The sequence below is a fragment of the Rhodobacter sp. Har01 genome, from assembly GCF_020564565.1.
Lineage (GTDB): Bacteria > Pseudomonadota > Alphaproteobacteria > Rhodobacterales > Rhodobacteraceae > Pseudogemmobacter.
Window position 1 is genome coordinate 390,777 of the sequence record NZ_JAJCTD010000004.1, and the last position, 12,563, is coordinate 403,339.

Here is a 12,563-nt window from a genome sequence, read left to right on the forward strand (position 1 = left end):
GCCGAACAACCGCGTCAGACCGGCGCGCCGGCGGCGTCGAAGATGCCCTCGAACAGCGCCGAGGACAGGTAGCGCTCGCCCGAATCCGGCAGGATCACCACGATGGTCTTGCCCGCGTTCTCGGGCCGTTCGGCCAGCCGCAGCGCCACCGCCGTCGCCGCGCCGCAGGAGATGCCGGCCAGGATGCCCTCATCCCGCGCCAGCCGCAGCGCGGTGGCGATGGCTTCGGGGCCCGTCACCTGCTCGACCGCATCGACCAGCGACAGGTCCAGCACCCCCGGCACGAAGCCCGCGCCAATGCCCTGAATCTTGTGCGGCCCCGGCGCGACCGTCTCGCCCGCGCGGGTCTGGCTGATCACCGGGCTTTCCGCCGGCTCGACCGCGACCGAGACCAGTGGGTGCCCCAGCGTGCGCTTGATGTAGCGCGACACGCCGGTGATGGTGCCGCCGGTGCCCACGCCCGCCACCAGGATATCGACGACTCCGCCGGTATCTTCCCAGATCTCGGGCCCGGTGGTGCGTTCGTGGATCGCCGGGTTGGCCGGGTTCTGGAACTGTTGCAACAGCACGTATTTCGGGTCGCTCGCCGCAATCTCCTCGGCCCGGGCGATGGCCCCCTTCATACCCTTGGCGCCTTCGGTCAGCACCAGCTTCGCGCCATAGGCGAGCAGGATCTTGCGCCGCTCGATGCTCATCGTCTCGGGCATGGTCAGGGTGATCGGGATGCCGCGCGCGGCGGCGACGAAGGCCAGCGCGATGCCGGTGTTGCCCGAGGTCGGCTCGACGATCTCTTTCCCCGGGCCCAGCAGGCCGCGTTCCTCGGCATCCCAGATCATCGCAGCACCAATCCGGCATTTCACCGAATAGGCCGGGTTGCGGCCTTCGATCTTGGCCAGGATGCGCGCGCCGGTCCCGGCAGCGATCCGGTTCAGCTGCACCAGCGGCGTGCGCCCGATGGACAGCGAGTTGTCGTCGTAGATCCGTGTCATCCGCGTCGCTCCAACCGATCCGTGGCGTCCTGTGCCCCGGTCACGGTGGCGAATGCGGCACGCGCCGGTCAAGCCGAAAAGGCGGCGCGGAAGCATCTGCTCTTCCCGGCCGAATTCCGGAACCGGCGTTCTGCGCAAGCCCGGAAACCGAGAACGTCCGTCTCCGGGCGCTTGGCCTGCGGCGTGCCGCTCAGCGCGCGTCGGCGAGAATCAGCTCCGCCGCCTTCCAGCCGACCAGAATCGCCGGCGCATTGGTGTTGCCCGCGATCAGGTTCGGGAAGCTGGAGGCATCGGCCACCCGCAGCCCCTGCACACCATGCACCCGCAGCCGCGCGTCGATGACCGAGGTCGCCGGCTTCGGCCCCATCCGGCAGGTGCAGGAGGGGTGATAGACGGTGCCCGAGCGCAGGCGGAAATCCTGGGTCAGGTCGGCGTCGCTTTGCACCTGCGGCCCGGGGCGCAGTTCCTCATCCACCCAGCGGGCGAAACTCGGCTGCGCCGCGATCTTGCGCAGGAACTTCACCGCCAGCAGCATCTCGGCCACGTCTTCCCTGGTGGAATAGGCATTCCCCACGATCGACGGATGCGCCATCGGGTCGGGCGAGGTGATCCGCACATGCCCGCGGCTAGTGGGCCGGCAGTTCGACAGGCCGATGCTCAGCCCCGGAAAGGGATCGGGGTTCAGCAGCGGCCGCTCACCCGCCTTCGGGATCAGGGTGGAAAACGCCTGCATGTAAAGCTGCATGTTCGGCCGGTCGAGGTCGGGCCGCGTGCGGAAGAACCCGCCGCCGTGGTTGATCGACTTGGCCAGCGGCCCGCCTCCCAGGGTCAGATACCACAGCCCGACCAGCACCTTGCCCCAGGCTGGGTGCAGGATGTTGTTGTAGGTCGGCACCTTCATCCGCCAGGTGTAGTTCAGGCCGTGGTGGTCGCTCATATGCTCGCCCACGTTGGGGTTGGCCTGCACCACCGCAATGCCCATCTTCTGCAGCAGCGGCCCCGGCCCGATGCCGGAAAGCTGCAGCAGTTGCGGGCTGTTGATCGCACCGCCGCACAGGATCACCTCGGCCTTCGCGCGCAGCACCCTGCGCTCGCGCGCGTTGCGATATTCCACGCCCACCGCCCGGCCGTTCTCGATGACGATCCGCGTCACCTGCGCCCCGGTGAGGACGGTCAGGTTCTTGCGCCGCATCGCCGGCCGCAGGAAAGCGCGCGCGGTCGAGTTGCGGCGGCGGTGCCTGATCGTCATCTGGTAGGTGCCGGCGCCGTCCTGCTCGGCGCCGTTGAAATCGGGGTTGAAGGGCAGGCCGGCCTCGCCGCAGGCGGCGATGTAATCCTGAACCAGCCAGTGCAGCCCCTTGCGGTTTTCCGAGATGAACAGCGGCCCGCCACGGCCGCGGAAGGCGTTGCCGCCGGCCTGATTGTCCTCGATGGCGCGGTAGGCGGACAGGACGTCATCCCAGCCCCAGCCAGGATTTTCCGCGCCCCATTCGTCATAGTCGGCACGGTGGCCGCGAATCCAGACCATGGCGTTGATCGAGGACGACCCGCCCAGCACCTTGCCGCGGGGGATGAAGTCCTGCTGGCCCGCAAGGCCGGGGTCGGGTTCGGTCCGGTAAAGCCAGTTCACCGCAGGGTTGTAGAACAGCTTGCCGTAACCCAGCGGCATCTGGACGAAAAGTCGCCGGTCCGTGCCGCCCGCCTCCAGCAGGGTGACACGGTACTTGCCGGATTTCGTCAAACGCTCGGCCAGCACGCAGCCCGCAGAGCCGGCGCCCACGATGATGTAGTCGGTCTCGTCCGTCATGCCCGGGCCTCCGCTGCCGGGCAAGCTACCCCCCGGGCGGGCCGCGGCCTTGGCGTTTTGCGACCGGGAATGTCGCGTCGGAACCATCCGGGGCGGCAGCGTTGACAGGCCTGCCCGTCAGGATCAAACTTCGCCGGCTTGCCCAACCCGCCGCAGCGAACATCAGGACCATGGCCATGTCCGAAAGCGCGCATCACGATGCCTGGGCGGCGGCCGACAGCTAGATGCCTACATGGGCCGGTGGAGCCGGCAAACCGCGCCGCTGTTCCTGGACTGGCTGGCGCCGCTCGCGGGCCTGGACTGGGTCGAGGTCGGCTGCGGCACCGGCGCGCTTTCGGCACAGATCCTGGCGCGCGGCTCCCCCGCCAGCCTGACCGCCATCGACCCGTCCGCCGGGTTCGTGGCCAAGGCGCAGGCCGCCCTTGCAGACCCGCGCGCGCGCTTTGCGGTGGGCGATGCGCAGGCCCTGGACCTGGCCGATGCCAGCGCCGACATCGTGGTCTCGGCGCTGGCGCTGAACTTCATTCCCGACCGCGCCAAGGCCCTGTCCGAGATGTGCCGCGTGGCCCGGCCCGGCGGCACCATCGCCTGCTACGTCTGGGATTATCCGGGCGGCGGGGTCGAATTCATGCGTGCCTTCTGGACGGCGGCGGTGACGCTGGACCCTGCCGCAAGCGATCTGACCGAGGACAAGCGGTTTCCCTTCTGCACCCCCGACGCGCTGACGCACCTTCTGCACGAGGCCGGCCTGTCGAGGCTGGCCTGCCAGACCCTGACCGCGCCGACACGGTTCGTCGATTTCGACGATTTCTGGCGCCCGTTCGCATTGGGCGCCGGTCCGGCACCCGGCTATTGCGCCAGCCTTGCGCCAGACCACCGCCAGCGCCTGCAAGACCGGCTGTCGGCCGATCTGCCGCGTCAGGCCGACGGCTCCATCGTGCTGCACACCCGCGCCTGGGCGCTGCGCGGAACTTCCAGATGACCGCTAGCGCCCCTTCCAGACCGGATCGCGCTTTTCGGCAAAGGCGCGGGCGCCTTCCAACTGGTCTTCGCTCGAGTAGAGCCGGTCCACCGTCGGCATCTGCCGCTTGGTGATGCGGTTCAGGGCATCCTGGAAGCGCATGGCCTCGGCCTCGCGCACCACTTCCTTGATCGCGGCGTAGACCAGCGGCGGGCCGCTTTCCAGCAGCCGCGCCAGCGCCCAGGCCTTGGGCAGCAGGTCTTCGGCGGTGCAGATTTCCTTGACCAGCCCCCATCGATGCGCCTCCTCGGCATCGAACCAGCGCCCGGTCAGCAGCAGGTCCATCGCGACATGGTAGGGGATGCGCTTGGGCAGCTTGATGCTGGCGGCATCGGCCACGGTGCCGGACCGGATTTCCGGCAAGGCGAAGGTGGCAGTGGTGGTGCACAGGATGAGATCGGCCGACAGCGCCAGTTCCAGGCCTCCGCCGCAGCAGATGCCCTGCACCGCGGCGATCACCGGCTTGTTGAGGTTGGGCAGTTCCTGCAAGCCGCCGAAGCCGCCGACGCCATAGTCGCCGTCCACCGCGTCACCGTCGGCCGCGGCCTTGAGGTCCCAGCCAGGGCAGAAGAATTTCTCGCCGGTCGAGCGCAGGATGCAGACGCGCAGGCTGTCGTCGTCGCGGAAGTCGCGGAACACGAGCCCCATGATGCGGCTGGTGACCAGGTCGATGGCATTGGCCCTGGGCCGGTCGAGCGTCACCTCGAGGATGGCGCCTTCGCGGCGGGTGCGGATCGGGCCTTCGGTTCGCATCTGCATCGGCATGGGGCTCAGACCTTCCTGATCAGGGCATCCACCGCCACCGCGCCGGTTGCGCGGACGAGGATGGGGTTGATTTCGATTTCCTCGAGGCTGTCGTCGGCCAGCATCAGCGCGCCCAGGCGGGTGGCGATCTCGGCCACCGCCGCCATGTCGGCCCGCGGCCGGCCGCGGTAGCCATCCAAGAGCGGCCATAGCCGCAGGCGGCGGGCGGCCTGCAGGAGGTCTTCGGCGGGGACGGGCAGGACCAGGGTGACGGTATCGGCCAGCACCTCGGCGGTGACGCCGCCCATGCCAAGGGTCAGCGTCACGCCATAGACCGGGTCGCGGCGCAGGCCGATAAGGATTTCTGCCAGGGTGCCGGTGACCATTTCCTCGACCAGATAGCCGGTAGCGCCGGGCATTTCGGCCTGGCCTTGCAGGCTGGAGAGATTGAGGCGCACCGCCCCGGCCTCGGTCTTGTGGGCGAAGCCCAGGCCCTTGAGCGCGAAGGGTGGCGTCAGATGCGCGGCCTTGGCGGCAACGTCGGCAAGGGTGTGGCCAAGGACGCCGCGCGGGATGGGCACCCGGGCCGCGTCCAGAAGGCGCTTGCCTTCGGCCTCGTCCAGCAGGCGGGTCTCGCGCGGGGGCAGAGCGGCGGCGGGGCGCCAGCCGGGGCGGCCGGGGGGCGTCTGCGCCGCCCGGATCGCGGCCAGGCCGGTTTCCAGGCCCAGCAGGGCGCAGACGCCCTGGGCCATCATCGCGGTCACTCTGGCCTCGCCGAAGTTCTCGGCCAGCGAGGCGATGGGCAGGGAGGGCTTGCCGGTGGCGCGCTGCGCCGCGACGATGGCGTCGAAGGCGGGCTGGTAGCCCGAGGGATCGCAGCGGTCGGGGCGCGGGCTGTCGATGATGTAGAGGCCGGCGTCGTAGGCCGACAGCATCGCGGAGAAGACCTCGGTGGTCTTGGGCCCGTCACCCCAGATGAAGGTGTGGTAATCCAACGGGTTGGCGATGGCGACGATGGGGCCGAGGGTTTCGAACAGCCGCGCCCGGGTGGCTTCGGGCACCGGGGGGAAGTCGATGCCGAAGGGGGCGGCAAGGTCGGCCACCAGCCCGGCTTCGCCCCCCGAGCAGGACAGCGAGCAGAGGCGGGTGCCGATCTGCGGGCCGTGGACGTGGAAGAGCTTGAGCGTCTCGATCAACTCGCTGGGGGTGTTGACCTCGGCCACGCCGATCTGGCGCAGGAAGGCGCTGGAGGCGGCGCCGCCACCGGCCAAGGAGGCGGTGTGCGAGGCGGCGGCAGTACGGCTGAGTTCGGTCTTGCCGGACTTGATGCAGACCACGCCCTTGCCCAGGCCGCGGGCGCGTTCGGCCAGGGCGGCGAAGGCGGCGGCGTCGTCGATGCCCTCGACATACATGCCCAGGGCGGTGACGCGCGGGTCGTCCAGCAGCGCGCCGGCCAGTTCGGCCAGGCCGACAACGGCGGCATTGCCGAGGCAGGCGACATAGGCGACGGGCAGGCCGCGCTGCTGCATGCCAAGGTTGATGACGATGTTCGAAGACTGGCTGACAAGCGCAACGCCCTTGTCCACCCGCACGCCGCCGTGCTGGTCCGGCCAGAGCAGCGCGCCATCCAGGTAGTTGATCACACCATAGCAGTTCGGCCCGAGGATCGGCATGTCGCCGGCCGCGTCGACCAGTCTCTGCTGCAACCCGGGCTCGCCGGCTTCCTCCCAGCCCGAGGCAAAGCAGATCGCGCCGCCTGCCCCCATGGCGGCAAGGTCCCTGACCACGTCCAGTGTGGCGAAGCGGTTGACGCCGACAAAAGCGGCATCGGGCGGCTCTGGCAGGTCGGCGAGGCTGGTATAGGCCCGCAGCCCGCCGATCTCGGCCTTGGTCGGGTGCACCGGCCAGACCGGACCGGCAAAGCCCATCTTGCGGCATTGCTCGATGACGTTCAGCGCCCAGCCGGCGCCAAGCACGGCGATGTGGCGCGGACGGAGCAGGCGATCGAGCCGCGTCATCTGCGGCCTCCGCCCTGGCGGAGGCCGCCGGGGGCGCTGCCCCCGGACCCCCGGGATATTTGAGGACAGATGAAAGGGCCAGGGGTGCACCCTGCCCCGGCGAACCGAGGCAGGGTTTCACCCGTCACGGTCATCGGCGTCCCCGCCTGTACCGTGGCCTCAGATTGGCCCATTAACCTTAACATTTCGTTTCATCTGTCCTCAAATATCCCACGGGGGTCCGGGGGTGTGAAACCCCCGGTTCCAACGGTTCAGGCCCCGAGCGGCCGCAGCAATTCGCGGCTGATGATGTGCCGCTGGATTTCCGAGGTGCCTTCCCAGATCCGTTCCACCCGCGCATCGCGCCAGATGCGTTCCAGCGGCAACTCGTCCATCAGCCCCATGCCGCCGTGGATCTGGATCGCCTCGTCGGCGATCATCGCCAGCACCTCGGTGGCCTTCAGCTTGGCCATCGACATGTCGGCCTCGGTGACGGTGCCCTGGTCGTATTTCCAGGCCGCCTCGCGCACCAGAAGCTCGGCCGCCTTCAACTCCATCGCCATGTCGGCCAGCTTGAAGGAAATCCCCTGGAACTTGCCGATCTGGCTCCCGAACTGCCTGCGCTCGGCCGCCCATTGCAGCGCGTGGCCCAGCGCGCGTTCTGCCCGGCCGAGGCAGGTGCTGGCGACCTGCAGCCGTGTCGCGCCCAGCCAGGAATTCGCCACCTCGAAGCCCTTGTGCACCTCGCCCAGGATCTGCCGCTTGTGCAGGCGGCAGTCATCGAATTCCAGGATCGCGTTGGTGTAGCCGCGGTGGCTGACGTTGCGGTAGCCGTCGCGCACGGTGAACCCCGGCGTGCCCTTGTCCACGAAGAACGCCGTGATCCTCTTCTTCGGCCCTCGCGGGGTGTCTTCCTCTCCGGTCGCCATGAAGACGATGGCGAAGCCGGCCAGGTCGGCGTGGCTGATGAAGTGCTTGGTGCCATTCAGGATCCAGTCGTCGCCGTCGGGGCGGGCGCTCGCCTTCATCCCCCGCAGGTCCGACCCCGCGCCGGGTTCCGTCATCGCCAGGCAGTCCCAGGTCTCGCCGCGGATGCAGGGCATCAGGTAGCGTTCGCGCTGTTCCTCGTTTCCGGCCAGCAGGATGTTCGAGGGCCGCGCGACGCAGGTCCAGTGAAGGGCATAGTTCGCCCGGCCCAGCTCTTTCTCGTAAAGCAGCCAGGACAGGGTATCCAGCCCCGCACCGCCCACCTCGAGCGGCATGTTGGCGGCGTAGAGGCCGGCCGCCATCGCCTTCTGCTGCACCTCGCGGATCAGCTCCAGCGGCAGCACGCCGCTGCGTTCCACCGCCTGTTCGTGCGGGTAGAGCTCGGTCTCGACGAAGCTGCGCGTCGTCTCAACGATCATCCTTTGCTCTTCGCTCAGGCCGAAATCCATGGCGTCACCTCAGGGGTCCACGTTGTAGGTCATGCCGTCCACGGCGAGGGCCTGACCCGCGACCATGCGCGCGGCGTCGGAGGCCAGGAACAGCGCCATGTCGGCCACGTCCTGCGCCTCGGTCAGCCGCTTCATGGCGGTGCCGGCGGCATAGCCTTGCCGCACGGCTTCGGGCGTCATGCCCTTGGCGGCCGCCTCGGCCTCGATCACGCGGTCGATGCGGGGGCCGGTCACGCTGCCGGGGCAGATGGCGTTGGCGCGGATGCCGAAGGGGCCCAGTTCCATCGCCACCGTCTTCATCAGCCCGATCATTCCCCATTTCGCCGCCACATAGGGCGCGCGGAACGGGGTGCCGTTGAGGCCGGAGGTGGAGGAGATGAACAGCACGACCCCCTGCCCCGCCGGCTTCATCAGCCGGGCGGCGCCGCGCGCCAGCAGCATGGCGCCGTCCAGGTTCACGCCCAGGCACTGGCGCCAGGCTTCGAGCGCAAGGTCCCCGATCGCCGCCGTGGGGCCCTTGATCCCGGCATTGGCCACGGCCACGTCGAGCCCGCCCCAGTCGGAGGCGATCTCGGCGAACAGCATCTCCATCGCCGGTTCGCTGGACGCATCGGCCAGCGTCCCGCGGATGCCGGGCGGCAGCGCCGCCATCATCGACTGGTCCACGTCCGTCACCCAGACCCGGTCGCCCGCGGCCTGGAAGGCGCGGGCCATGGCCAGGCCGATGCCGTTCGCCCCGGCGGTGATCAGGACGCGGCGGCTCACTTCTTCTGGCCGACGGCGCGGCCGGCGCCTTCGGGCAAGGGTAGGCCGGCGTGGGCGGCGGCGATGGGGCTCAGCAGGGCCAGCACCTCGGGCGCGGCGGCGCAGGCGCGGCCCGCTTTCATGTCCACGTGCAGCAGCATCTGTTCCACCGTCGCCACCGGCCGGTCGCCGACCGAGAGGCGGATGAAGCTGTGGATGCGCTTTTCGTCGGCCTTCACCACCTGCAGCGTGCCGGTCACCCGGTCGCCCAGCTTGGCCTCGTCCAGGTGGCGGATGTGGGTTTCGGCGGTGTAGTAGCTGTGGCCGGCCGCCACATAGTCCATTCCCGCCCCGATCAGCCGCAGGAAGGCGTCGCAGACTTCCGAGGCGCAGAACAGGTAGCGGCTTTCGGTCATGTGGCCGTTGTAGTCGATCCAGCCCGGCAGCACCTGCATCTCGGCCATCTTCAGCGGCATGCCGTCCGGCGCGCCGGCATGGAACGCCGCCTGCCGCCGTTCGTCATGCTCGCGCAGCACACGGCCGGCGCCCCAGTTCCGTTCCTTCAGCGCGCGCAGGAAGCCGATCAGGTTGGAATCCCGAATCCGCTCCAGCTCGCGGATCGTGTGGTGGCCCGATTGCGCGTTGGACTGGCCGGCGATCAGGTCCACCAGTTCATCGTTGAACTCGGGCACGTCCATCAGCTTGGTCCAGGGCCAGGTCAGGCAGGGGCCGAACTGCGCCATGAAGTGCTTCATGCCCGCCTCGCCGCCCGCCACGCGATAGGTCTCGAACAGGCCCATCTGGCCCCAGCGCAGGCCAAAGCCCATGCGGATCGCCTCGTCGATCTCTTCCGTGGTGGCGACACCATCCTTGACCAGCCACAGCGCCTCGCGCCAGACCGCCTCGAGGAACCGGTCGGCGATATGGGCGTCGATCTCCTTGCGGACATGCAGGGGGAACATGCCGATCTCGCGCAGGATGTCCTTCGCCGCCTCGATCACCTTGGCGTCCGAGCGGGCCGAGGGCACCACTTCGGCCAGCGGCAGCAGATACACCGGGTTGAACGGGTGGGCGACGAAGATCACGCCGGGGTCGGCCGCGCCCTGCTGCAATTCGCTGGGCTTGAAGCCGCTGGTGGAAGACCCGATCGGCGTCCCCGGCGCAGCTGCCTGCTGGATCAGCGCAAACACCCGGTGCTTGAGGTCCAGCCGCTCGCTGACCGATTCCTGGATGTAGGCAGCGCCCTCGACCGCCTCGGTCACCGTGCCGACGAAGGACAGCCTGCCCTCGGCCGGCATCGGAATGTCGGACAGCGCCGGCAAGGCCTTGCGGGCATTGGCGATGACCTCGCCCACCTTGCGCGGGGCCTCGGGGTCGGGATCGAACACCGCCACGTCCCAGCCGTTCAGCAGGAACCGCGCCGCCCAGCCGCCGCCGATCACCCCACCGCCGATGATTGCCGCCTTGCGCGCCATCTGCGTCCCTCCCCCTAGTCCACGCAGATGGCCGACTTCTGGCCCTGCTCGTCCATGAATTCGTAGCAGCCGAACACCGGCGTGACCTTGGAGCAGGTCATCGTGTCGGCCATGCATTGCCCCTCGCAATCGCCGGCCCGGGTGCAGGCCTTGCCCGCATCCGGCATCGGCCGGAAGCAAAGCTCGTCGGGGAACAGCCCGCCACGGCCGACCGTCCCGCCCTGCGCCAGACAGGCGGCGCGGTCGGCGTCGCCCAGCGGCTTGCCCTCGGGTCCGCCGTCCTGCGCCTTGTCCACGCAGCCGGCCAAGGCGAGAAGCAGCACCAGCGCGCGGATCATTTCGCCACCGGGGCGCGCTTTTCCAGCTTCAACCGGGCGCGGACTTCGGCCGGGGTGATGACGCGGGCGCCCAGGTTCTCGATGATCCCGGCCGCGCGTTCCACCAGTTGCGCGTTGGTCGCCAGCACGCCCTTGTCCAGCCAAAGGTTGTCTTCCAGGCCGACGCGGACGTTGCCCCCCGCCAGCACGGCGGCGGCGACATAGGGCATCTGGTGGCGGCCCAAGGAGAAGGCCGACCAGAACCAGGTCTTCGGCACGTTGTTGACCATGGCCATGAAGGTGTTCAGGTCGTCCGGCGCCCCCCAGGGCACGCCCATGCACAGTTGCACCAGCACCGGGTCGGGGATGATGCCCTCCTCGGCCAGTTGCTTGGCAAACCACAGGTGGCCGGTGTCGAAGGCCTCGATCTCGATCCGGGTTCCGGCCGCGACCATCCGCTTGGCCATGTCGCGCAACAGGCCCGGCGTGTTGACCATCACATAGTCGGCCTCGTTGAAGTTCATCGTGCCGCAATCGAGGGTGCAGATCTCGGGCCGGCAGTCGACCACATGCGCCACCCGCTCGGTCGCCCCGGCCATGTCGGACCGCGCGCCCATCCGGTCCATCGCCTCGGTGCCGTCGAACAGCAGGTCGCCGCCCATGCCGGCGGTCAGGTTCAGCACCACGTCGGTGTCGCTGTCGCGGATGCGCTCGGTCACCTCGCGGTAGTAGTCCAGCCGGCGGCTGGGCTTGCCGGTGTCCGGGTCGCGGACATGGCAATGCACCACCGCCGCGCCGGCCTTGGCCGCCGCGATGGCGCTTTCGGCAATCTGCTGCGGGCTGCGAGGGACGTGGGGCGAGCGGTCCTGGGTGCCGCCCGAGCCGGTGATGGCACAGGTGATGAAGACTTCGCGGTTCATGGTCAGCGGCATCGGTCCCTCCGGGTCTGGCCTGCCACCTTAGCGGGCTGGACAGCGCATGTGTTGCGGATTACGAAATCCGCATGTCGGAAAACGCAATCTTCGTCCCGGCAAGGGCGCCGCTGACCATTGCGCTGCTGGTGCTGCCGCAGTCTTCGATCCTCGAGGTCGCCTCGGCGCTGGACCCCCTGCGCAACGCCAACCGGCAACTGGGGCACGAAGCGTTCCGCTGGCGCGTCGTCACCCCGGACGGCCAGCCCGCGCCCTTGACTTGCGGGCTGTCGCTGCCTGCGTCGGGGCCGCTGGCCGCAGCCATCGGCGCCGAGGCGCTGATCGTGGTGGCGGGCTACCGGCTGGATCTGGTGGCGACGCGCCTCCTGATCCGCGACCTGCGCCGCATCGCGCCACGCTTCGCCCTGGTGGGCGGCATCGACGCCGGGCCCTGGGTGCTGGCGCGGGCCGGGTTGCTGGACGGCCACCGCGCCACGGTGCATTGGGAAGACCTCGAGGACCTCGCCGCCGTCCACCCCGAGATCGACGTGGTGCCCGACCGCTTCGTGATCGACCGCAACCGCGCGACCATCGGCGGCGCCGCTCCGGCACAGGATTTCATGCTGGCGCTGATCGCCGCGCGTCACGGGCCGGCGCTGGCCCGGCAGGTGGCGCTCAGCTTTCTCACCACCCCCCGCCCCGGCGCCGAGCCGCAGACCGCCCCGGCGCCCGACCCGGCCCTCGACCCCCGCGTTGCCCGTGCCGTGCAGCGGATGGAGGCCCGGATCGACGCGCCCGAGCCGGTGGCCGAGACCGCCGCTTCCGTCGGCCTGTCCGCCCGCCGCCTGGAAACCCTGTTCCGAGCCGCCTTCGGCACCACCCCCGGGGCGCACGCCCTGTCGCTGCGCCTGCAGGCCGCGCGGCGCATGCTGACCGACACCCGCCACCCGCTGGCCGAGGTCGCCCTGCGCACCGGCTTCTCCAGCCCCGCCACCCTGAGCCGCGCCTTCCGCCGCGCCTACGGCCAACCGCCCGGCACCCTGCGGAAACCGGAAAGCGGGGGTTTCACACCCCCGCACCCCCGTGGGATATTTTCAGACAGATGAAACGGAAAGAAACCTG

11 protein-coding genes are annotated in these 12,563 nt (G+C 69.6%); 2 read left to right on the forward strand and 9 right to left on the reverse strand.

Going from position 1 to position 12,563, the window contains the following annotated elements; translation table 11 throughout:
- Positions 1 to 14 precede the first annotated feature (14 nt).
- Together cysK and LHP98_RS12710 are read right to left on the reverse strand one after the other, a co-directional pair.
- The gene (gene cysK, locus LHP98_RS12705; RefSeq protein WP_227252895.1) at positions 15 to 989 is read right to left on the reverse strand and encodes a cysteine synthase A; all 975 of its coding nucleotides are present in this window, start codon (positions 987 to 989) and stop codon (positions 15 to 17) included.
- 190 nt (positions 990 to 1,179) lie between these two features.
- Positions 1,180 to 2,796: a GMC family oxidoreductase gene (locus tag LHP98_RS12710; protein WP_227252896.1), complete on the reverse strand. Its 1,617-nt coding sequence runs from the start codon at positions 2,794 to 2,796 to the stop codon at positions 1,180 to 1,182.
- Positions 2,797 to 3,028: 232 nt separating this feature from the next.
- On the opposite strand from LHP98_RS12710, the gene LHP98_RS12715 reads away from it, so the two are divergent.
- The gene (locus LHP98_RS12715; RefSeq protein ID WP_227252897.1) at positions 3,029 to 3,778 is read left to right on the forward strand and encodes a class I SAM-dependent methyltransferase; all 750 of its coding nucleotides are present in this window, start codon (positions 3,029 to 3,031) and stop codon (positions 3,776 to 3,778) included.
- A gap of 3 nt (positions 3,779 to 3,781) precedes the next feature.
- Here LHP98_RS12715 and LHP98_RS12720 read toward each other — a convergent pair whose 3' ends face one another.
- The 7 genes from LHP98_RS12720 to LHP98_RS12750 all read right to left on the reverse strand — a co-directional run bounded on the left by LHP98_RS12720 (position 3,782) and on the right by LHP98_RS12750 (position 11,462).
- Positions 3,782 to 4,582 carry a carnitinyl-CoA dehydratase gene (locus LHP98_RS12720; protein WP_227252898.1) on the reverse strand — a complete coding sequence of 267 codons (801 nt, stop codon included), beginning with the start codon at positions 4,580 to 4,582 and terminating at the stop codon, positions 3,782 to 3,784.
- A gap of 5 nt (positions 4,583 to 4,587) precedes the next feature.
- Positions 4,588 to 6,579: an acetate--CoA ligase family protein gene (locus tag LHP98_RS12725; protein WP_227252899.1), complete on the reverse strand. Its 1,992-nt coding sequence runs from the start codon at positions 6,577 to 6,579 to the stop codon at positions 4,588 to 4,590.
- A 251-nt stretch (positions 6,580 to 6,830) separates the two neighbouring features.
- A complete protein-coding gene (locus LHP98_RS12730; RefSeq protein WP_227252900.1) occupies positions 6,831 to 7,994 on the reverse strand; it encodes an acyl-CoA dehydrogenase family protein in 1,164 nt (387 codons plus the stop codon).
- A 9-nt stretch (positions 7,995 to 8,003) separates the two neighbouring features.
- Positions 8,004 to 8,759, reverse strand: a complete 756-nt coding sequence (locus LHP98_RS12735) for an SDR family oxidoreductase (protein ID WP_227252901.1) — start codon at positions 8,757 to 8,759, stop codon at positions 8,004 to 8,006.
- A complete protein-coding gene (locus tag LHP98_RS12740; protein WP_227252902.1) occupies positions 8,756 to 10,213 on the reverse strand; it encodes a carnitine 3-dehydrogenase in 1,458 nt (485 codons plus the stop codon). Before LHP98_RS12740 ends, LHP98_RS12735 begins: the two co-directional genes overlap by 4 nt.
- A 14-nt stretch (positions 10,214 to 10,227) precedes the next feature.
- Complete coding sequence (locus tag LHP98_RS12745) at positions 10,228 to 10,551, reverse strand: hypothetical protein (protein WP_227252903.1); 324 nt, start codon at positions 10,549 to 10,551, stop codon at positions 10,228 to 10,230.
- Positions 10,548 to 11,462, reverse strand: coding sequence for a 3-keto-5-aminohexanoate cleavage protein (locus LHP98_RS12750; RefSeq protein ID WP_227252904.1), 915 nt, complete (start codon positions 11,460 to 11,462; stop codon positions 10,548 to 10,550). The genes LHP98_RS12745 and LHP98_RS12750 overlap by 4 nt, the downstream gene beginning before the upstream one ends.
- 71 nt (positions 11,463 to 11,533) lie before the next feature.
- On the opposite strand from LHP98_RS12750, the gene LHP98_RS12755 reads away from it, so the two are divergent.
- Positions 11,534 to 12,547 carry a GlxA family transcriptional regulator gene (locus LHP98_RS12755; RefSeq protein ID WP_227252905.1) on the forward strand — a complete coding sequence of 338 codons (1,014 nt, stop codon included), beginning with the start codon at positions 11,534 to 11,536 and terminating at the stop codon, positions 12,545 to 12,547.
- Positions 12,548 to 12,563: the final 16 nt, after the last annotated feature.